General features: G+C 75.2%; 18 protein-coding genes. 5 read left to right on the top strand and 13 right to left on the bottom strand.

Translation table 11 applies throughout. The features are described from left to right. Positions 1 to 83 precede the first annotated feature (83 nt). A complete protein-coding gene (locus ACFPL3_RS10445) occupies positions 84 to 1,130 on the top strand; it encodes a hypothetical protein (protein ID WP_379588826.1) in 1,047 nt (348 codons plus the stop codon). A gap of 425 nt (positions 1,131 to 1,555) precedes the next feature. Continuing rightward, positions 1,556 to 1,846: a hypothetical protein gene (locus ACFPL3_RS10440; protein ID WP_343945008.1), complete on the top strand. Its 291-nt coding sequence runs from the start codon at positions 1,556 to 1,558 to the stop codon at positions 1,844 to 1,846. 106 nt (positions 1,847 to 1,952) lie between these two features. On the opposite strand, the gene ACFPL3_RS10435 is transcribed toward ACFPL3_RS10440, so the two are convergent. From ACFPL3_RS10435 to ACFPL3_RS10425, 3 genes are read right to left on the bottom strand one after another with little or no spacing between them, the layout of a single operon-like run. Continuing rightward, complete coding sequence (locus ACFPL3_RS10435) at positions 1,953 to 2,111, bottom strand: hypothetical protein (protein WP_343945007.1); 159 nt, start codon at positions 2,109 to 2,111, stop codon at positions 1,953 to 1,955. After that, positions 2,108 to 3,067, bottom strand: coding sequence for a non-homologous end joining protein Ku (ku, locus tag ACFPL3_RS10430; RefSeq protein WP_343945006.1), 960 nt, complete (start codon positions 3,065 to 3,067; stop codon positions 2,108 to 2,110). Before ku ends, ACFPL3_RS10435 begins: the two co-directional genes overlap by 4 nt. Positions 3,068 to 3,098: 31 nt before the next feature. Beyond that, positions 3,099 to 5,585 (bottom strand): PEP/pyruvate-binding domain-containing protein, encoded by a 2,487-nt coding sequence (locus ACFPL3_RS10425; protein WP_343945005.1) that lies wholly within the window; start codon positions 5,583 to 5,585, stop codon positions 3,099 to 3,101. A 189-nt stretch (positions 5,586 to 5,774) separates the two neighbouring features. Between ACFPL3_RS10425 and hutH the strand changes: the two genes are divergently transcribed. Then, positions 5,775 to 7,322 (top strand): histidine ammonia-lyase, encoded by a 1,548-nt coding sequence (gene hutH / locus ACFPL3_RS10420; RefSeq protein WP_379588823.1) that lies wholly within the window; start codon positions 5,775 to 5,777, stop codon positions 7,320 to 7,322. A 4-nt stretch (positions 7,323 to 7,326) separates the two neighbouring features. Here hutH and ACFPL3_RS10415 read toward each other — a convergent pair whose 3' ends face one another. Beyond that, positions 7,327 to 8,799, bottom strand: coding sequence for an MFS transporter (locus ACFPL3_RS10415; protein WP_379588822.1), 1,473 nt, complete (start codon positions 8,797 to 8,799; stop codon positions 7,327 to 7,329). A gap of 83 nt (positions 8,800 to 8,882) precedes the next feature. Between ACFPL3_RS10415 and ACFPL3_RS10410 the strand changes: the two genes are divergently transcribed. Next, on the top strand, positions 8,883 to 9,458 hold the full coding sequence (locus ACFPL3_RS10410) for a TetR/AcrR family transcriptional regulator (RefSeq protein WP_343942494.1): 576 nt from the start codon (positions 8,883 to 8,885) through the stop codon (positions 9,456 to 9,458). 4 nt (positions 9,459 to 9,462) lie between these two features. Here the strand turns inward: ACFPL3_RS10410 and ACFPL3_RS10405 are convergent, their stop codons facing one another. After that, positions 9,463 to 10,605, bottom strand: a complete 1,143-nt coding sequence (locus ACFPL3_RS10405) for an acyl-CoA dehydrogenase family protein (RefSeq protein ID WP_343942493.1) — start codon at positions 10,603 to 10,605, stop codon at positions 9,463 to 9,465. Positions 10,606 to 10,663: 58 nt separating this feature from the next. Here ACFPL3_RS10405 and ACFPL3_RS10400 point away from each other — a divergent pair, with 58 nt between their 5' ends. Then, positions 10,664 to 11,245 carry a TetR/AcrR family transcriptional regulator gene (locus ACFPL3_RS10400; protein ID WP_343942492.1) on the top strand — a complete coding sequence of 194 codons (582 nt, stop codon included), beginning with the start codon at positions 10,664 to 10,666 and terminating at the stop codon, positions 11,243 to 11,245. A 7-nt stretch (positions 11,246 to 11,252) separates the two neighbouring features. Here ACFPL3_RS10400 and ACFPL3_RS10395 read toward each other — a convergent pair whose 3' ends face one another. From ACFPL3_RS10395 to ACFPL3_RS10360, 8 genes are all read right to left on the bottom strand, one after another. Continuing rightward, a complete protein-coding gene (locus ACFPL3_RS10395; protein ID WP_343942491.1) occupies positions 11,253 to 11,396 on the bottom strand; it encodes a hypothetical protein in 144 nt (47 codons plus the stop codon). After that, positions 11,330 to 12,046: a hypothetical protein gene (locus ACFPL3_RS10390; protein ID WP_343942490.1), complete on the bottom strand. Its 717-nt coding sequence runs from the start codon at positions 12,044 to 12,046 to the stop codon at positions 11,330 to 11,332. Before ACFPL3_RS10390 ends, ACFPL3_RS10395 begins: the two co-directional genes overlap by 67 nt. A gap of 424 nt (positions 12,047 to 12,470) precedes the next feature. Beyond that, positions 12,471 to 12,902, bottom strand: a complete 432-nt coding sequence (locus ACFPL3_RS10385; RefSeq protein ID WP_343942489.1) for a hypothetical protein — start codon at positions 12,900 to 12,902, stop codon at positions 12,471 to 12,473. Positions 12,903 to 12,944: 42 nt separating this feature from the next. Beyond that, positions 12,945 to 14,210, bottom strand: a complete 1,266-nt coding sequence (ilvA, locus tag ACFPL3_RS10380) for a threonine ammonia-lyase IlvA (RefSeq protein WP_343942488.1) — start codon at positions 14,208 to 14,210, stop codon at positions 12,945 to 12,947. A 148-nt stretch (positions 14,211 to 14,358) separates the two neighbouring features. Continuing rightward, on the bottom strand, positions 14,359 to 15,366 hold the full coding sequence (locus tag ACFPL3_RS10375; RefSeq protein ID WP_343942487.1) for a Gfo/Idh/MocA family protein: 1,008 nt from the start codon (positions 15,364 to 15,366) through the stop codon (positions 14,359 to 14,361). A 22-nt stretch (positions 15,367 to 15,388) separates the two neighbouring features. Then, positions 15,389 to 15,730, bottom strand: coding sequence for a UBP-type zinc finger domain-containing protein (locus tag ACFPL3_RS10370; protein WP_343942486.1), 342 nt, complete (start codon positions 15,728 to 15,730; stop codon positions 15,389 to 15,391). 55 nt (positions 15,731 to 15,785) lie between these two features. Next, positions 15,786 to 17,393 (bottom strand): ABC transporter ATP-binding protein, encoded by a 1,608-nt coding sequence (locus ACFPL3_RS10365; protein WP_343942485.1) that lies wholly within the window; start codon positions 17,391 to 17,393, stop codon positions 15,786 to 15,788. After that, on the bottom strand, positions 17,393 to 19,126 hold the full coding sequence (locus tag ACFPL3_RS10360) for a gamma-glutamyltransferase family protein (RefSeq protein WP_343942497.1): 1,734 nt from the start codon (positions 19,124 to 19,126) through the stop codon (positions 17,393 to 17,395). The genes ACFPL3_RS10365 and ACFPL3_RS10360 overlap by 1 nt, the downstream gene beginning before the upstream one ends. Positions 19,127 to 19,179 lie beyond the last annotated feature (53 nt).

Below are 19,179 nucleotides of genomic sequence, written 5' to 3'. Positions count from 1 at the left end.
GTTAGATTCTCCCCGCACGAATGCCCCGTTCGGGCCCTGACCCTCCCCCGGTCAGGTGTCATCGCTCCCCTGGAGTGCGCAGCGTGAACACGCACGGTAACGACTCGGCAACGCCGGGCCGCTTTCGGTCCGCGCGTGCCCACCGCGGTGGCGTCAGCGTCGATGCGCTGCTGAGCCGCGAGGAGAGCGCCGCCGCCACGCGGCCGGCCGGCACCCACCGGCGGGCCCCCGCCCGGGGCGTCGCACCCGCACCCCTGCTCGCCGCCACCGCCGTGGCGGGCGCCGCGGCCGCCAGCGTCTCGTCCGTCGTCGTCCTGTCGACGGGCGGCGCGCCCGTCGACCTCGTCTACGGCGACGTGCAGGCGGCAGGCAACGTCACCGCCGACGGCGAGCCGCGCCTGTTCGCCGCAGGCGCCACCGACACCGGGGCGGACGCCGACCACGAGATCATGGACGGCAGCCGGATCGCCGCGCTCGCGCAGCTCGCCGCCGACGCGCCCACCGTGCTCGCCACCGCCGCGTTCCCCCAGCTGCTCCCCGGGGCGCCGCAGCCGCCCGCGGGCCTGCCCGGCCCGGTCGCCGCACCCGTGGCGCCGCTGCCCACCCCAGCCCTGGCCGCCCCGCCGACCACCACCCCCACCGCCGACGAGGGGCGGCACCACCGCTCGTCCTCCGACGACTCCCGGCACGACTCGGGGCGCGACCACTCCGACCGGCACGACTCGGACGACGACCACGACTCCGGCCACTCCGACCCGCGGCCGGACCCCACCCCGTCGCCCGACCCCACGCCCTCACCCGACCCGGACCCGACCCCCTCGCCCGACCCCGAGGAGCCCGACCCCAGCGACCCGCCCACCGAGGACCCGGGCGACCCGGGGGACGACGACCCGAACCCGCCCGATGACGGCGGGTCCGACGGCGGCGGCTCCGATGACGGTGGCTCCGGCGGCGGTTCGGACGGTGGTGGCTCGGACGACGGAGGTTCCGGCGGCGGCTCCGACGGTGGTTCCGGTGGCGGCGACTCCGGCGGGGGCGACTCCGGCGGCGGTTCGGACGGTGGCTCCGGTGGCGGTTCCGGCGGGGGCGACTCCGGTGGCTCCGACAGCGGCTCGTCCGGCGGGAACTAGCCGAGCAGGTCCTCCGGGCGCGGGCTCGAAGCCTCGCCCGGTCATGATCGCCGGCCTGGCGCGTTTTCCGTCGCCTGGCGTCGGGTTTTGCGCCAGAGCAGCGATCATGCGTCCAGCACGGGCCATCACAGGGGCATGATCGGCGGCCGGGCGCGTTTTCCGACGCCTGGCGTCGGGTTTTGCGCCGGAGCGGTGATCATGACCCTGTGCGTGGCCTCCTGGTGGCGCCGCGCATCGTGCGGGGCCGCTCCTCGCAGGTCAAACGCGCCTTCGGCGTCGCTGCGCGATCGCTTCGCGACCCGTGACCTGCGAGCCTCTGCGGCCCCTCCCGGGCAGCTTCGCGGGCGGGCCGTGGCCTGCCCGGTTGGCGCGCGGCGCCACCAGGAGGTGGTCTCCCCTGGACGAGCCAGGCCGTCGTCGCGCCCATGATCACGGAGTTGGCGCATTCCCGGGTCGAAAACGCCCGGGAATGCGCCGAAGCCGTGATCATCGCCCCCAGCACGCGGAGTCTCTGGGGCCTCCCCGCGAGCGACGGGCGGCGCGGCCATCACACGGTCATGATCGCCGGCCTGGCGCGTTTTCCGTCGCCTTGCGTCGGGTTTTGCGCCGGAGCGGTGATCATGGCTTGTCAGGTGGCCTCCTGGTGGTGCCGCGCATCGTGCGGCGTCGCCCCGCGGTCGATCAAGGGCAAATGGTCGCTCGTGGAGATCATCTAGCGACCTTTTCCCCTTGATCGAGCCCATGCCGCCCGCGCCGCATCCATGATCGGCGGCCTGGCGCGTTGTCCGACGCCTCGCGTCGGGTTTTGCGCCGGAGCAACGATCAGCCGGACTCCACCCCGTCGATCCGGACCTGCAGCGCGTGCCGGTCGGCGCCGGTGTCGTGGCAGTCCGGGTCGAAGCACTCCACGGTGCCGTCGGGCAGCCGGACGAGCGCGCCGTGGCAGTGGTCGAGGTCCTGAGCGCACTCCGGGCAGGTCATGAGGCCTTCTTCCGGCGCTCGGACCCGCCCGACGCCTCGGCGACAGCCTTCTCGAGCTCGGCGCGGCTCATCGAGGAGCGGCCCTTGACGTCGAGTTCGCGCGCCATCTTCGTCAGGTCGGCCTTCGAGAGCTCGGACAGGTCGGGTGTCCCGTTCGACGAGGCCTTCTTGGACTTCTTCCCGCCGCGCGCGTCGTCGACGCTGCGCTCCAGCGCCGCGATCAGGTCGGTCATCGCCGTGGGCTCGGGCGGCTCCGCCTCGGTGACGATCTCGCGGCCCTTGCGCTTGTCCTCGATCAGCTTCTCGACGCGCTCGGTGTAGGTGTCGCGGAACTCGTCGGGCTTCCACTCCCCGCTCATGGCCTCGATCAGGCCGGTGGCCATCTCGAGTTCCTTCCCCTTGGGCTTCGCGCCGCCCGGGATGTCGAGCGCGGAACGGTCGCGGATCTCGTCGGCGAAGAACAGCGTCTCGAGCGCGAGCACGTCGCCGTCGGCGCGCAGGGCGGTGAGGTACTCCTTGCCGCGCATCACGAACGTCGCGATGCCCGCCCGGTTCGTGCGGGTCATCGCTTCGCGCAGCAGGGCGTACGGGCGCGCGTACTGGTCGTCGGTCGGGGCGAGCCAGTACGTCTTCTGGAAGAAGATCGGGTCGATGTCGTCGAGGTCCACGAAGGTCTCGATGTCGATGGTGCGCGAGCGGCCGGGTGCGATGTCGGCGAGCTCGTCGGGTTCGACGAGGACGTGGTCGCCGCCGCCGACGTCCTTGCCCTTCACGATGTCGGAGTACTCCACCTCCTTGCCGGTGCGCTCGTTCACCCGCTGGTAGCGGATGCGGTCGGAGGTGCCGCGCTCGAACTGGTGGAAGTGGATCGTGTGGTCCTCGGTGGCGCTGAACAGCCCCACGGGTATGGAAACCAACCCGAAGCTGATCGCGCCGGTCCAGATTGCCCGCGCCATGCAGCGGATGTACCCGCTCGGGGCCGCCGGCTCACACCCGCACGACGCCGGCCGCTCCGTCGACCGTGATCTCCTGGCCGGTCTCGATGCGCGTGGTCGCGTCCGGCACGCCGACCACCGCCGGGATGCCGTACTCGCGGGCCACCACGGCGCCGTGGGAGTTGGGGCCGCCCATCTCCATCACGAGCCCGCCCGCGGTGAGGAAGAGCGGGGTCCAGCCGGGGTCGGTCGAGGGCACGACGAGGATCTCGCCGGGCTCCAGGTGGGCGCCCACCGGGTCGAGCACCACCCGGGCGGGGCCGGTGGCGGTGCCCGCCGACGCGGCCGTGCCGGTGAGGGCGCTGTCGTCGACCGGACCGGGGCTGGCCAGCGCCTCCGGCTCGGTGCCGTCCGACAGCAGCACACGTGGGACGTGGCGGCGGCGCAGTTCCCGGTCGTACTCGGCGCGGCGGGTGGCGACGCGGTCGCGCAGGTCGGCGCCGTCCAGTGCGGTGCGTGCCTCGGCCAGTTCGAGGAAGAACACGTCGTCCGCGCGGTCGAGGAGGCCGCGGTCGGCGAGTTCGCTCCCGACCGCCTTCAGGTGCGACCGCGCGGCGGCGAGCAGCCGGATGAGGTAGTCCTTGTGCTCCTCCCGCATCCCGGCGAGCTCGCGCACCCGCCGCAGGGCGAACCGCACCACGACCGCCCGCACGCGCGACCGGGCGCGCACGCGCTCGACCACCGCGGTGACCGCGGCGTCCGCGGCCTCCGCTCCCCGGGCGAAGACGACGTCCGGGGCGAGCGCCGGATCGTCGAGGCGCAGGTAGTTGGCGAGCACGCCGAGCACGTGTTCCGGGTCCTCCGACCACCTCGGCATCCCCAGGTCGATCTCGCCGATCGCGCGGTGCCCGTGGCGCAGGAGGAACGCCGCGAGGGAGCTCTGCAGGATGGGGGGCAGGGTGCCGGCGCCGTAGCGGCGGGCCAACTCGCCGGGCGGGGTGCCGCGCAGCGCGGCGGCGGACGCCGGGTCGCCGCGCAGCGTGCGCGCGAGCGCCCACAGCCGCAGGTCCATCTCGGTGGTGCTGTTGTGCGGGAGCGACCGCAGCACCGCGTGCGCCGTCGCGGAATCGAGGTCCGGGCCCGCGACCCGGCCGGCCAGGCCGAGCATCGCGAGCCCGGTGCCGGCCGCGGGCACCGTCAGCGGCATCACCGCGAAGGCCTGCCGCAGCACGTGCACCGCGTTGTCGAGCCGCTCCGCCGCGGTGGGGCCGGGGCTGGCGCTCGCGAGCGCCCGCACCCGGTCGCCGACCCGCCCGACGCGCCGCCGTGCGGCCTCCGGGCGCACGAGCGCGAGCGCCACCAGCACCGGGATGCGGAAGCGGACCAGCACGTGCAGCACCCTGCGCAGGAACGGCGCCCACGAGGGCTGCTGCACCGACAGGCGCGGGTCGTCGTGGAGCGTGCGCAGCACGGCGGCCGACCGCGACTCCATCACGTCGAGGGCCCGGGGCAGGAGCGCCCGGCCGGGAGCGCTGCGCACGGCGGGGGTGATGTCGAGGAACGCCCGCCCGCCCGCGGTGCGCAACGCGGGCGGCCCGGCGAGCCGGTCGGCGACCGGCACGCCGAAGACGAACTCGGCGGCGGTGGAGGCGAGCACCCGGAAACCGGACAGGCCCATCGGGGTGATCGGCCGGGTGAGGCCCTGGGCGAGGCTCGCGCAGAACAGGACGCGCAGCCCGGGGCCCGCGGGCGCGGGCAGCGGGTGGAGGGTGGTGATCGGCCGGGCCTGGGTGAGCCACAGCTCGCCGTCGGCGTCGACGGCCCACTCGACGTCCTGCGGCGAGCCGAAGTGGTCGGCCACCCGGCGTCCGAGGCCGGCGAGCGCGGTGGCCTGCGCGTCGGTGAGGCAGGCGCCGGGCGGGGCGTGGACGCCGTCGGCGTCGACGACGATGTGGTCGGGGTTCACCGCCCCGGAGACCACGGCCTCGCCGAGGCCGGGTGCCGCGTCGATCACCACGCGGTCGCGGGTGCCGGTGACCGGGTCGGCGGTGAAGAGAACGCCCGCCACCTGTGCGTCCACCATGCGTTGCACCACCACGGCCATGCGGACGGCGGCGTGGTCGATGCCCTGGGCCTCCCGGTAGTGCACGGCGCGGTCGGTCCACAGCGACGCCCAGCAGCGGCGCACGGCGTCGAGCACGGCGTCGGCCCCGACCACGTTCAGGTAGGTGTCCTGCTGCCCGGCGAAGCTCGCCCAGGGCAGGTCCTCCGCGGTGGCGGACGAGCGCACGGCCACCGGGACGTCGGCGCCGAGCCGGGTGTAGGCGGCGCGCACGGCCGTGGCGACGTCGGCGGGAAGCGGGGCATCCGCGGGGGCGGGCCCCGCCCGCTCGTAGGCGGCGGTGGTGACGGCGAAGCCGGGGGGCACCGGGAACCCGGCGGCGATGAGCTCCCCGAGGTTCGCCGCCTTGCCGCCCACCCGCGGAAGCGCCTGCGCGTCGAGGCTCTTCAGCTCGACGACGAACTCCTCGCCGGTCATGCCGGAACGGTAGCCCCATCGGCCCAAGAACTCAACAGTTGATGAATATCATCGGGAGCCGTTCGTACCAGCGGATCCCCTGGGGGCGGGGGCTGTGCGCTTCCGGTCAGCAGGAGTTCGCGCAGTGTGACCGCGCTGGGCACGGCCGGCCGCTGGCACCGCCGCGGGGAACGGGTGTCAACTGGGGGGATGGCCACGCGTGCTCCCCTCGTCGTCGACGCCGCTGCGCCCACCCCGGAGGAGGTCGTGGCGGTCGCCCGGACCGGGGTGCCCGTCGAGCTGTCGGTGAAGGCGCTCGCGGAAATGGCCGCGAGCCGCAAGGTGATCGAGTCGCTCGCCGACGACGAGATGCCGCACTACGGGATCTCGACGGGGTTCGGGGCGCTGGCCGTGCGGCACATCCCGGTCGATCGGCGGATCGAGCTGCAGCGCAGCCTGGTGCGTTCGCACGCGGCGGGGTCGGGTCCGGAGGTCGAGCGCGAGGTGGTCCGCGCGCTGATGCTGCTGCGGCTGTCGACGCTGGCGACGGGGCACACGGGGGTGCGCCCGGAGGTCGCGCAGGCCTACGCCGCGATGCTGAACGCGGGGATCACGCCGGTGGTGCGCGAGTACGGGTCGCTGGGCTGCTCGGGCGACCTGGCGCCGCTGGCGCACTGCGCGCTGGCGGCGATGGGCGAGGGGGAGGTGCGCGACGCGTCGGGGGAGCTGGTCGCGGCGGGGGAGGCGCTGGCGGCCGCGGGGATCGAGCCGCTGGTGCTCGCGGAGAAGGAGGGCCTCGCGCTGATCAACGGCACCGACGGCATGCTCGGCATGCTGGTGCTGGCCTGCCACGACCTGCGCGCGATCTTGCGCACGGCGGACGTGGCGGCGGCGATGAGCGTGGAGGCGTTGCTGGGCACGGACGCGGTGTTCGCCGCCGACCTGCAGGCGCTGCGCCCGCACCCGGGGCAGGCCGACAGCGCCGCCAACCTGCGGGCCCTGCTGTCCGGTTCGGCGATCGTGGAGGGGCACCGGGAGCTCGCCACCACCCGGGTGCAGGACGCGTACTCGCTGCGGTGCGCGCCGCAGGTGCACGGCGCCGCCCGGGACACGGTCGCCCACGCCGAGGCCGTCGCCGGTCGCGAGCTGGCCGCCGCCGTCGACAACCCGGTGGTCACCGCGGACGGGCGGGTGGAGAGCAACGGCAACTTCCACGGCGCCCCGTTGGGCTACGTCCTGGATTTCCTGGCGATCGCGGCGGCGGATGTGGCGTCGATGAGCGAGCGGCGCACCGACCGGTTCCTGGACGTGGCGCGCAACCACGGGTTGCCGCCGTTCCTGGCCGACGATCCGGGCGTCGATTCGGGTCACATGATCGCGCAGTACACGCAGGCGGGGATCGTGGCGGAGCTGAAGCGGCTGGCGGTGCCGTCGTCGGTGGACTCGATCCCGTCGAGCGCGATGCAGGAGGACCACGTCTCGATGGGGTGGGCCGCGGCGCGCAAGTTGCGCCGCGCCGTCGACGGGCTCGCGCAGGTGGTGGCGGTGGAGCTGCTCGCGGCTGCGCGGGCGCTCGATCTCCGGGCGCCGTTCGCACCTGCTCCGGCCACCGGCGCCGTGCGCGACCGGCTGCGGGCCGAGGTGGCCGGGCCCGGGCCGGACCGCTGGCTGGCACCGGAGATCGGGGCCGCGGCCGGTCTCGTCGCCTCCGGTGAGCTGCTGGCCGCGGCGGAGTCGATGACGGGCCCCCTGCGCTGAGCACTCACGTCCCGCGGAGCCGGACGGTCACGGTGGCGGCGGTGAGCGCCAGCAGGGCCGCTGTGACGGTCGCTGCCGTCGTGAAACCGGCCGTGAACGCACGCTGGGCGTCGGCGACCAGCGTGTCCGCCTCCGGGAGCGTGCGGGCCGCGTCGATCGCGCCGCCGACGGTCTCCGCGGCGCCCGCCGGGAGGGCGTCGGGGGCGAACCGGGACCGGTAGACCGCACCGGCGACGCTGCCGAGCGCGGCGATGCCCAGCGCGCCCCCGAGCTCGCTGCCCGCCTCGCTCAGCCCGGCGGCCGCGCCGGCGCGGTGGGGTGGCGCGGCGCCGACGATCAGGTCGATGGCCAGCGGCACGAGCATCCCGGTGCCGAGCGTCACCACGGAGTACGACGCGATCATCGCCGCCGGCGCGGTGTCGACGCCGACCCGCGCGACCAGCAGGAAGCCGACCGCGGCCACGAGGAGCGCGGCCGCGGCGAGCCGTGCGGGCCGCACCCACCGCACGGCGGTGGTGCTCAGCGCGATCCCCGCCCCGGTGGCCACGACCGTGGGCAGCTGCCAGAGCGCCGCCGGGAACGGGCGGAGCTCCAGCACGAGCTGCAGGTACTGCACGGCGAGGTAGCCCAGCCCGGCGCTGCCCGCGATCATCACCACGTAGCCGCCGAACGCCGCGCTGAACGCGCCGTCGCGGAAGAGCCGGACGTCGACCAGCGGGTCGGGCAGCCGCAGCTGCCGCCGGACGAACACGGCGCCCAGCGCGAGCCCCGCCACCGCCGCGGGCCACCCGCCGCCTGCCCCGTGCACGAGCTCCTTCACGCCGTGGACCACCAGGAGCACCGCCGCCACCGACAGCAGCGCGCCCGTGACGTCGAAGCGCCCGCCGTCCCCGGCCCTCGACTCGGGCAGGAGCACCGGCCCGAGCACCAGCAGCAGCACCATGACCGGCACGTTGACCAGGAAGACCGAGCCCCACCAGAAGTGCTCCAGCAGCAGGCCCCCGACGATCGGGCCGAACGCGATGCCGCCGGTGAACGCGCCGGTCCAGACGCCGATCGCGACCCGGCGCTGCCCGGCGTCGGCGAACATGCCGTGCAGCAGCGCGAGCGTGGACGGGGCGAGCGTCGCGCCGCCGATCCCGAGCAGCGCCCGCGCCAGGACGAGCAGCTCCGCGGTGGGCGCGTAGGCGGCGAGCACGGACGTGGCGCCGAACGCGGCGGCGCCGGCGAGCAGCAGCCTGCGCCGCCCGATGCGGTCGCCGAGCGCGCCCATCGGCAGGAGGAGCCCGGCCATCAGGAAGCCGTACGCGTCCATGATCCACAGCAGCTGGGGGCCGGTGGGTTCGAGATCGGCCGCGAGCCACGGGGCGGCCATGAACAGCACGGACAGGTCCATGGAGGCCAGTAGGGCGGGGAGCGCGAGCACGGCGAGGCCGATCCACTCCCGGCGCCCGGCCCGGGGTTCGATGCGGGTCACGAGTGGATGGTACGATCGTATAGGACGGGCGTCTAGGACAAACGTCTCAGACGAGCGTCATCGTGATCGGCTACCCTGTGCGGGTGGGGAATCGGGAGGCGCTGCTCGCCGGGGCGAAGCGCTGCATCGTCGAGAAGGGGTACGCCCACACCACGGCGCGCGACATCGTGGCGGCGTCCGGCACCAACCTGGCGTCCATCGGCTACCACTTCGGGTCCAAGGATGCCCTGCTCGACGCGGCGATCCTCGACTCGTTCGACGACTGGGACGCCGACATCGAGGCCGCGCTGCACGACCACCAGCGGGGTACGGCCCCCGACCGCCTCGCCGCCTTCATCGACGTCCTGATCGGCAAGGTGCGCACCGATCGCGCGCTGGTGGCGGCGAGCCTGCAGTGGGTGGCGCAGGTCGAGTTCTCCGAGGCCGTGCGCGGTGAGCTGGCGCAGGCCTACGCGCGCGCCCGGCGCGGGTTCGCCGCCATGCTGCTGGGCGTGCCGGAGGAGGACGTCGACGCCGACGAGGCCCGCCGGGTCGGCTCGCTGGGCCTGGCACTGGTCAACGGCGTGGTGCTGCAGGTGCTCGTCGACGCCGACCACGCGCCGTCGGGGCAGGACCTCGCCGCCGCCGTGCGGGCCGTCGCGGCCGCCGGTGACCGGTGACGGCTCAGTCCCTGGTCAGCGACCGCGCGATCACGAGCCGCTGGATCTGGTTGGTGCCCTCGAAGATCTGCATGACCTTGGCCTCGCGCATGTACCGCTCCACCGGGAAGTCGCGCGTGTAGCCGTAGCCGCCGAGCACCTGCACCGCGTCGGTGGTGACCTTCATGGCCGCGTCCGTGGCCACGAGCTTCGCGACGCTCGCGGCGCGCCGGTGGTCGCGCCCGGCGTCGCGGCGGCGGGCGGCGTCGAGGTAGGTGGCGCGGGCGGAGTCGACGGCGGCGGCCATGTCGGCGAGGAGGAAGCCGAGGCCCTGGTGGTCGATGATCCGGCGGCCGAACGCGGTGCGCTCGTGGGCGTAGGCGGTGGCGGTGTCGAGGGCGGCCTGGGCGAGCCCGGTGGCCACCGCCGCGATGCCGAGGCGCCCGGAGTCGAGCGCGGAGAACGCGATCTGCAGGCCCTGGCCCTCGGCGCCGATCAGCCGCTCGGCCTCGAGCACGGCGCCGTCCCAGTGCGCGGCCGCGGTGGGGATCGCGTGCAGGCCCATCTTCTCCTCCGGCCGGCCGAAGGTGAGCCCGTCGACCTCGCCAGGGGTGAGGAAGCAGGAGACGCCGCCCTGGCCCGGCGCGGTGCGGGCGAACAGCGCGTAGCAGCCGGCGCGGCCGCCGTGCGTGATCCAGGCCTTGGTGCCGGTGATGCGGTAGCCCTCGGGCACGCGCTCTGCCTTGCACGCGAGCGCTGCCGCGTCCGAGCCCGCCTGCGGCTCGGACAGGCTGTAGCCGCCCACCACGTCGCCGGAGAGCATGCCGGGCAGCCAGCGTTCACGCTGCTCCGGCGTGCCGAACGTGGCGAGCGGGTGGCAGGCGAGCGCGTGCACGCTCACCGCGACCGCCACGGCCGCCCAGCGCGCGGCCAGCTCCTCGAGCACCTGCAGGTAGACCTCGTACGGCTGGGCCCCGCCGCCGAACTCCTCCGGGTAGGGCAGCCCCAGCAGCCCGGCCGCGCCGAGGGTGGCGAACAGCCCCTCCGGGTAGGTCTCGGCCCGCTCGTGCTCCTCGACGCGCGGGGCGAGCTCCTTGTCGGCGATCTCGCGGGCGAGCGCGAGCAGGTCGGCGGCTTCGGTGGTGGGCAGCAGGCGCTCGACGGCCATGACCGCTCCTCGTATCGGTACTGAGAGAGGAACTGCAGTACCGGCTAGAGTAGCCGACATGACGGTGGTGCGGCGGGGAACGGTGCGCCGGGAGGAGCTGTTCGACGCGCTCGTCGCGCTGCTGCTCGCCGAGGGCTTCGCCCACCTCACCCTCGACGACCTGGCCGCGCGCCTGCACTGCTCCAAGCGCACCCTCTACGCGCTGGCGGGCAGCAAGGAGCAGCTGGTCCGCGCCGCGGTGGTGCACTTCTTCCGCGGCGCCACCGAGCGGGTCGAAGCAGCCGTCACCGCGTGCCCCGACGTCGCCGAACGCGTGGGCGCCTACCTGCGCGCCGTCGCGGCCGAGCTCGCGCCGGCCTCCGCCCGGTTCTTCGACGACGTCGCCGCCTTCCCGCCCGCCGCCGAGGTGTACGAGCGCAACACCCGCGCCGCGGCCGCCCGCGTGCAGCAGCTCGTGGCCGACGGCGTGGCGGCGGGCGCGTTCCGCGACGTCCACACCGGCTTCGTCGCCGACGTCGTGACGGCCACGATGGTGCGCATCCAGCAGCGGCAGGTCGCGGTGGCCACCGGCCTCGACGACGCGGCGGCCTACGCGCGCCTCACGGAGCTGCTCCTGCACGGGCTGACCGCGCGCGGCTGACCCGCGCTCAGTCCTGCCAGTAGAAGAGCAGCTCGTGGACGGTCAGCTGCTCGCGCGCCCCGAACCAGTAGACGTGGAGCCCGGTCACCACGGTGTCGGCGAGCTCGCCGTCGATGACCCGGAAACCGGCGGCCGCCAGCGGGCGGCGCACGTTGTCACCCACCCCCCCCGGCCGCTGACGTACGGCCCGAGGGTGCACACGATCGGCGCACCGGCCCGGGTGGGGATCCGGAAGTAGGTGGCCACGCCCACGTTGCCCCCGTCGATCGCGGCGTCCTGCGGGGTGCCCGGTTCGAGCCCGGCCGCGGCGAGCACCGTGACCGCCCGGTCCACCAGCTCGGGCCCGCTCGGCCCGCTCGCCGGCGGGAGGCACGCCGCTTCGAGCAGCCACCGCGGGTCGGTCTGCCGCACGTCGGCGGGCACGCCGGGCAGTTCGACGAGGGGCGGGCCGAGCGACTCCCACGTGTCCCGGATCGGGTGCCCGTGCCGGTGCAGCACCGCGAGGGCCCACAGGTGGCCCGGCCCGCGCCGCTCCACCAGGTCGAGGAGCGGCTCGTCGTCGCCGTGGAGGTGGTCCTCGGCCAACAGCTCGTAGGCCTCGCGGGCGACGACGACGGAGGGGTCCGCGAGCGCGGGCGCGATGTCACCGAGGTCCGAGTCGAGCAGGTGCACACCGACCAGGCGGTGCGCCTCGTCGGCCGCGTCGAACGCGAGCGCGGGCGACGAGTCGGCGCCGAGCGCCGCCAGGAGCGCGGCCTGCCCGTGCAGCGCCTCGAGCGCGCACAGGGCCTCCGTGCCCATGTCGCGGATGAACCGCCAGGGGCTCGCGGCGACCGGGACACGGGCACGTCCGACCCGCCCAACCACTGCCGGCACCCGCGGGATTCAGCGCGAGCCGCACACCGCCGCGGCCGGCACCGCACCAACGTGCGGCTGATCTTCCGGCGGTCAGTCGAGCAGCACCCCACCGCGGCCACGACAGCCCCGACGTACGCCTCGGTGGCTCCCGCTCAGAACCGATCGCACGGTCGTCGCCGAACAGCACATCAGCGCCGCCGAGACGCCCTGCCGTCGCCGGCCGTCCGGTGAAGGGCTCGAGCAGCACGCCACCGCTGCCGGCACCGCACCCGCGTACTGATGACCTCCCCATGTCCAGCGCGAGCCGCACACCAGCGCGGCCGCCTCAACCCCCACGTACGCCTCGCGCAGATCAAGGCTCCCGCTCTCAGGCCGCCCACCGAGCCACACCGAGCCGCACACGACCCAGCGGCTCAGCCGCGTCGAGGTCGCCCATCGGCGCCCGCGCGCGCAGCAGCCGCTCGGGCGTGGGAGTCAACCGCTCCACCCCCTCCTGTGCGCGCAGCCAGTCGAGCAGGTCGTCGCGGTGCGTGCCCTGGGTGGTGGCCAGCACGTCGACGAGCGCCCGCACGACCTCGCCGTCATGCTCGTCGCGCGCACGTGCGAACAGCTCCGCGACGTGCTCGGCGGGGACCCGACCGTCGAGCGCACGGGCGCACGTCCTGCGGACCCACCAGGATTCCCGCCGGTCCAGCACGATCTCGGCGAGCACCCCGGGCGGGGCGTCCGTGCGCAGCCGGTCCGCCGGGCGCGGGAGTGTCTCGATCAGCTCCAGGACACCGGCGCGGTCGAGGTCCACCAGCCGATCATCGCGCACGCTGCAGGTGCGGGCCGGGTCGCGTCAGACCAGGAAGCGGTACGCCGTCGTGCCGGGCGCCACGTGCTGGATCTTCAGCGGGCTGGCCTCCATCCGCTTCCACAGCGGCTCGTAGCCGTCGCGCTCGGCCAGCTCGATGCCGACGAGCGCGGCGCCGGTCTCGCGGTTGTCGCGCTTGACGTACTCGAACAGCACGATGTCGTCGTCCGGACCGAGGACCTCGTCGAGGAACCGCCGCAGCGCCCCCGGCTCCTGCGGGAACTCCACGAGGAAGTAGTGCTTGAGCCCGCGGTGCACGAGCGAGCGCTCCACCACCTCGGCGTAGCGACTGACGTCGTTGTTGCCGCCCGACAGCAGGCAGACCACGGTGGCGCCGGGCTCGAGCTCGATCTCGTCGAGCGCGGCGGCCGCGAGCGCACCCGCGGGCTCGGCGATGATCCCGTCCACCTGGTAGAGGTCGAGCATCTCCGTGCAGACCCGGCCCTCGGCCACCGTCACGAGCTCGGCGCCGCTGTCGCGCACCAGCGGGAGGCTCACGTCGCCCACGCGGCGCACGGCCGCGCCGTCCACGAACGTGTCGAGCTCGGGCAGCGCCACCGGCTCCCCGGCGGCCAGTGCGGCCGTCATGCTCGCCGCACCCGCCGGCTCCACCCCGACGATCCGGACCCCCGGGTGGCGCTCGGCGAGGAAGCCGCCGACCCCGGCGAGCAGGCCGCCCCCGCCCACCGGCACCACGACCACGTCGGGCGCGCCGTCCAGCTGCGCCACGATCTCCGCCGCCACCGTGCCCTGCCCGGTGATCGTGCGCAGGTCGTCGAACGCGGGCACGACGGTGGCGCCGGTGCGCTCGGCGTACTCCGCCGCGGCCGCGGCCGCCTCGTCGTAGGTGTCGCCGCCGACCACCAGCTCCACCGCGTCACCGCCGAGCGCGGTGATCCGCTCCCGCTTCTGGCGCGGCGTGGTGCTCGGCACGTGCACGCGGCCGCGCAGGCCCAGCCGCCTGCACGCGTAGGCCACACCCTGCCCGTGGTTGCCCGCGCTCGCGCACACCGCGCCCGCGGCCCGCTCCTCCGGGCTGAGCTGGGCGAGCAGGTTGTACGCGCCGCGCAGCTTGTAGGAGCGCCCCACCTGCAGGTCCTCCCGCTTCAGCCACACCTGCGCGCCCGTGGCGGCCGACAGGCGCTCGCAGGGCTGCAACGGGGTGGGGAGGGCGACGCCCTCGAGCCGCGCGGCGGCGGCACCGACGGCGTCGGCGAGGGAACGGGTGGGCGGAGCCGTGCGGGAGACCACGGCCCCGATCCTGCACCCGCCGGGCGGCGTCGCCCGATCCGGGCCTGCCGTCCGGTGCCGTTTGGTGCGATCCGGGAGGTTCAGGAACGCCACGTTCCTGAACCTGGGGTACAGCAACGTGGCGCTCCTGAACTTCGGGGGCTCCCGCTCAGGCCACCGCGGCCGTGCGCGGGCGCAGGTCGAAACCCGCCGCGCGGTAGCAATCGTCGATCAGCTCGGCCGTGGCCACGGCGTCGTCGGCGTCGGTGGGCACCGGGGCGCCCTCGCGCACGGCCGCGGTGAACGCCTCGAGCTGGTAGGCGTAGGACGGGCGCATCCCCGGCCGCTCCTCGCGCTCGCTGCCGCCGGTGGTGACCCACACCCGGTCGTCGCGGTGGGGGAGCACGAAGTTCGCGGCGCGCACCTCGCCCGCGGTACCGACGATGCGGGCGGTCATGCGCAGCTCCTCGGCCGCCATCGAGCTGTGCACCACCCCGGTGGCGCCGCCGGGGAACGCGAGCTCGGCGCGCACCCACTCGTCGACGCCGGGGTGCCCGGCGCGCTCGCGGCCCTCGGCTCCGGTGACCCGCGGGGCGCCGCCGGCGAACCGGCCGAGCGCACGGTGCAGGTGCAGGCCGTAGCAGCCGACGTCCATCAGCCCACCCCCGGCGAGCGGGAGCGACCAGCGCAGGTCGCCGTCCGGCGGCGGCGGGATCTCCATGTGCACCTCGACGTGGCGCAGCTCGCCGATCTCGCCGGAGCCGACGACGTCGAGGAGCCGCCCCGCGACCGGGTGGTAGAGGTAGTGGAAGGCCTCCATGAACACGAGGCCGGTCCGTGCGGCGGCGTCGCGCACCTCGCGGGCCTCGGTCGCGTCGCTCGCCGAGGGCTTCTCGGTGAGCACGTGCTTGCCCGCGGCCAGCGCGGCGAGGTTCCACGGGCCGTGCAGGCCGTTGGCGAGCGGGTTGTAGATCGCCTCCACCTCGGGGTCGGCGAGGACGTCGGCGTAGGCGTCGTGCACCCGCTCCACCCCGTGCTCGGCCGCGAAGGTCTCGGCCCGGCCGCGGTCGCGGGCCGCGACGGCGACGAGCCGGGCCCCGGTGAGCTGGGCGGCGGCGACGATGGCGTTGACGGAGATGCGCGCGGCGCCCAGGACGCCGATCCGGAGAGGTTCCACGCGGGTGATCCTGCCTTGCCCGTCAGTGGACGTGCGCGCGCCAGTCGGCCGGGACACGGCCCGCGGGGCCGGGCACCGGCTGGTCCTGCGGGCGGTGCTGGGGCTCGGGCAGCTCGGGGCCGTCCACCAGGGACTCGGTGCGGTAGTCCCAGTACCACTGCTCGCCGGGCTCGAAGCTGCGCACGAGCGGGTGGCCGGTGGCGCGGAAGTGCGCGGTGGCGTGCTGGGCGGGGGAGCTGTCGCAGCAGCCGATGTGCCCGCACTGGGCGCACCGGCGCAGGTGCACCCACCAGCCGCCGAGCTCGTCGCACTCGCGGCAGCCCGCCCCGCTGGGCGCGGCGGTCGGATCGATCCCGTCGGTCATGCGCCCCATCATGGCGCGTCCGCCTGCCCGGTGGCGACGCGCGAACCGGGCCGGGTCACACGGGTGCCGGGATCGCGGCGAGCAGCGCGCGCGTGTACTCGTCCTGCGGGCTGTCGAACACCTCGTCCGCGGTGCCGTGCTCGACGATCCGGCCGCGCCGCATCACGAGCACGTCGTGCGCGACGAGGCGCACCACGGCGAGGTCGTGCGCGATGAACAGGTAGGACAGCCCGAGGTCGCGTTGCAGCTGGGTGAGCAGGTTCAGGATCTGGTCCTGCACGAGCACGTCGAGCGCGGACACGGCCTCGTCGCAGATCACCAGCTTCGGGCGCAGCGCGAGCGCCCGGGCGATCGCGACGCGCTGGCGCTGCCCGCCCGACAGCTCCACGGGGTGGCGCTGGGCCGCCGCGCGGGGGAGCGCGACGTGGTCGAGCAGCTCGGCCACCCGCTTCCTGCGGTCGGCGGGGTCGCCGATGCCGAACACGCGCAGCGGCTCGTCGATCAGCCGCTCCACCGGCAGCACCGGGTCGAGGGAGCCGTACGGGTCCTGGAAGACGGGCTGCATCTCGCGCCGGATCGCGCGCCTGGCCGCCCGGTCGGCACCGCGGAACGTGCGCCCGGCGATCTCGATGTGCCCGGAGGTCGGCTGCTCCAGCCCCAGCACGAGCCGCGCGGTGGTGGTCTTTCCCGATCCCGATTCGCCGACGATCGCCGTGGTGGTGCCCTCCGGCACGGTGAACGACACCCGGTCGACCGCGCGCAGCGGCTCCCGCTGACCGCGCACCCGGTAGGTCTTGACGAGGTCGGTGACCTGCAGTGCGGGCACGGGGTCGGCCGCGGGCGGCGGTGCGGGCGCGGCGCGGGAACGCGTGACCAGCGACGGTGCCGCGGCCACCAGCCGCCGCGTGTACTCGTGCTGCGGGTCGCGCAGGATCTGCCCGGCCGGCCCGGTCTCGACCACCCGGCCCTGCCACATCACCACGACGTCGTCGGCGCGTTCGGCGGCCAGGCCGAGGTCGTGCGTGATCAGCAGCAGGGAGGTGCCGCGCTCGGCGGTGAGCCGTTCCAAGTGGTCGAGGATCTGGCGCTGCACGGTGACGTCGAGCGCGGACGTCGGCTCGTCGGCGATGAGCAGCTGCGGGTCGCACGCCAGCGCGATGGCGATGAGCACGCGCTGGCGCATCCCGCCGGAGAACTCGTGCGGGTACTGCCGGGCCCGCCGTCCTGCGTCCGGGATGCCGGCCTCGGTCATCAGCTCGACGGCCCGCTCCCGCGCCGCCCGCCCGCGGGCCAGACCGTGCATCACGAGCGTCTCGGCGATCTGCCTGCCGACGCGGGCCACCGGGTTGAGGTTGGACATCGGGTCCTGCGGGACGAGCCCGATCCGGCGTCCGCGCAGCGCGCGCAGCCTGCGCTCGGGGGCGGCGGTGATGTCCTCGCCGTCGAACTCGATCGTGCCGCCGGTGACGCGGCCGGTTCCCGGGAGCAGGCCGATCGCGGCGGCCGCCGTGGTCGACTTCCCCGACCCCGACTCGCCCACCACCGCCACCCGCTGCCCGCGCCCCACGGTGAGGTCCACCCCGTGCACGACGGGCCGCGGCTCGCGGCCGTAGGAGACTTCGAGGCCGCGGATGCGCAGCAGCGGGTGGTCCGGCTCCGCCATCAGCGGCCTGCCGCGTAGCCCTGCGCGCCGCGCGGGTTGGCGGCCGCGGACAGCAGCCCGGTGGCGGGGTCGCGGCCCACGCTGGACAGTCGCCCGAGCGCCCAGTCGCCGGCTCGGGTGATCCGGTGGCCGCGGCGTTCCAGCTCGGCGATGACCTCGTCGCCGAGCCGGTCCTCCACCACGGCACCGCCCGGGGTCCAGGTGCGCGGCCAGAACGAGCCGGGCATCGAGGTGGTGTGCAGGGCCGGGGCATCGATGGCCTCCTGCGCCGAGTAGCCGCCCGCGAGCGTGCGCAGCAGGTAGAGCAGCTGCCACTGGTCCTGCTGGTCGCCGCCGGGCGAGCCCAGTGCGCCCACCGGCTTGCCGTCGCGCAGCAGCAGGGTGGGGGTGAGCGTGGTGCGCGGCCGCTGCCCGGGGGTGAGCGAGGAGGGCGTGCCCTCCTGCAGCCAGGTCATCTGCAGCCGGGAGCCGAGGCAGAACCCGAGCTCCGGGATCGTCGGGGAGGACTGCAGCCAGCCCCCGGACGGCGTGACCGCCACGATGTTGCCCCACCGGTCCACCACGTCGACGTGGCACGTGTCGCCGCGGGTCTCCCCGGACAGCACCACGGTCGGCTCGCCGACCCCGGCCGCGGCGCCCTCCTCCGCCTCGGTGACGAGCGGGGGCAGGAACGGCTCGCGCCCACCCGGACGGCCCGGCCGGAACTCGTGGGAGGCGTCCTTCCCGATCAGCTGCCTGCGCTCGCGCGCGTACTCGGGGGAGAGCAGCACGTCGAGCACGCCGTCGGCGATCGCGTCGCCGTAGTGGGCGTCGCGGTCGGCCATGGCGAGCTTGACCGCCTCGATCACGGTGTGCGCGCCGTCGGCGGTGGACGGGTCGATGGCCTCGTCGGGGAACCCGTCGAGGATCAGCAGCGCCTGCAACAGGACGGGGCCCTGGCCCCACGGCCCGGTCTTGGCCACGGTCGTGCCGCGGAACTCGGCGGTGACGGCGGGCTCGAACGAGGCGGAGAACGCCGCGAAGTCGGACTCCTCCATCACGGCCGCGTGGTCGGTGCCGGACGAGTGGCGGTGCGGGGTGCGCAGGAACGCGGCGGCCTCCCGCGCGACGAACCCTTCCCGCCACTCGCGGCGGGCCGCCTCGATGCGCCCGCGCCGGTCGGTGGCGCCGGAACCGGCCTCCAGCAACCGTTCGAGGGTGCGCGCGTAGGCGGGCAGGCGGATGACCTCGCCCTCCCGCGGCGGCCTGCCGTGCGGCATCCACAGCTGCGCCGACGTCGGCCAGTGCTCGGTGAACAGGTCGGCGACGGTCTCGATGGTGCTGCCCACGCGGCCCACCACGGGATGGCCGTCGCGGGCGTAGCCGATCGCGAAGGCCAGGACGTCGGCGAGCTCCCACGTGCCGTGCTCGGCGAGCAGCAGCAGCCAGGCGTCCACCGAGCCGGGCACTGCGGCGGCGAGCCCGCCCGCGCCGGGCACGAGGTCGAGGCCCTCGCCGCGGTAGTGCGCGATCGTGGCCCCGGCCGGTGCGGGGCCCTGCCCCATCAGGACGGTCGGGGTCGGGTCGCCCGCCGTGGCGAACACGCCGGTGAGGTCACCGCCCGGGCCGTTGAGGTGCGGCTCCACGACGTGCAGCACGAACCCGGCGGCGGTGGCGGCGTCGAACGCGTTGCCACCGCGCTCCAGCACGGCCTGCGCGGTGGCGGTGGCGAGCCAGTGCGTGGTGGCCGACATGCCGAACGTGCCCCGGAGGGTGGGGCGGGTGGTGAACTCGGGAGGGGGGACGA

The organism is Pseudonocardia zijingensis, from assembly GCF_042657305.1.
Taxonomy (GTDB): Bacteria; Actinomycetota; Actinomycetes; order Mycobacteriales; family Pseudonocardiaceae; genus Pseudonocardia; species Pseudonocardia zijingensis.
Note: the sequence above shows the minus strand (reverse complement) of the source record. Positions and strands in the feature narration are given on the sequence as shown.

What these genes read in the sequence shown, in the direction of transcription:
- ACFPL3_RS10440 (WP_343945008.1), top strand. Translation starts at nt 1,556, where the DNA reads ATGATCACGGAGTTGGCGCATTCCCGGGTCGAAAACGCCCGGGAATGC.
- ACFPL3_RS10435 (WP_343945007.1), bottom strand. Translation starts at nt 2,111, where the DNA reads ATGACCTGCCCGGAGTGCGCTCAGGACCTCGACCACTGCCACGGCGCG.
- ku (WP_343945006.1), bottom strand. Translation starts at nt 3,067, where the DNA reads ATGGCGCGGGCAATCTGGACCGGCGCGATCAGCTTCGGGTTGGTTTCC.
- ACFPL3_RS10425 (WP_343945005.1), bottom strand. Translation starts at nt 5,585, where the DNA reads ATGACCGGCGAGGAGTTCGTCGTCGAGCTGAAGAGCCTCGACGCGCAG.
- hutH (WP_379588823.1), top strand. Translation starts at nt 5,775, where the DNA reads ATGGCCACGCGTGCTCCCCTCGTCGTCGACGCCGCTGCGCCCACCCCG.
- ACFPL3_RS10405 (WP_343942493.1), bottom strand. Translation starts at nt 10,605, where the DNA reads ATGGCCGTCGAGCGCCTGCTGCCCACCACCGAAGCCGCCGACCTGCTC.
- ACFPL3_RS10400 (WP_343942492.1), top strand. Translation starts at nt 10,664, where the DNA reads ATGACGGTGGTGCGGCGGGGAACGGTGCGCCGGGAGGAGCTGTTCGAC.
- ACFPL3_RS10390 (WP_343942490.1), bottom strand. Translation starts at nt 12,046, where the DNA reads ATGGGCACGGAGGCCCTGTGCGCGCTCGAGGCGCTGCACGGGCAGGCC.
- ACFPL3_RS10370 (WP_343942486.1), bottom strand. Translation starts at nt 15,730, where the DNA reads ATGACCGACGGGATCGATCCGACCGCCGCGCCCAGCGGGGCGGGCTGC.
- ACFPL3_RS10365 (WP_343942485.1), bottom strand. Translation starts at nt 17,393, where the DNA reads ATGGCGGAGCCGGACCACCCGCTGCTGCGCATCCGCGGCCTCGAAGTC.
- ACFPL3_RS10360 (WP_343942497.1), bottom strand. Translation starts at nt 19,126, where the DNA reads ATGTCGGCCACCACGCACTGGCTCGCCACCGCCACCGCGCAGGCCGTG.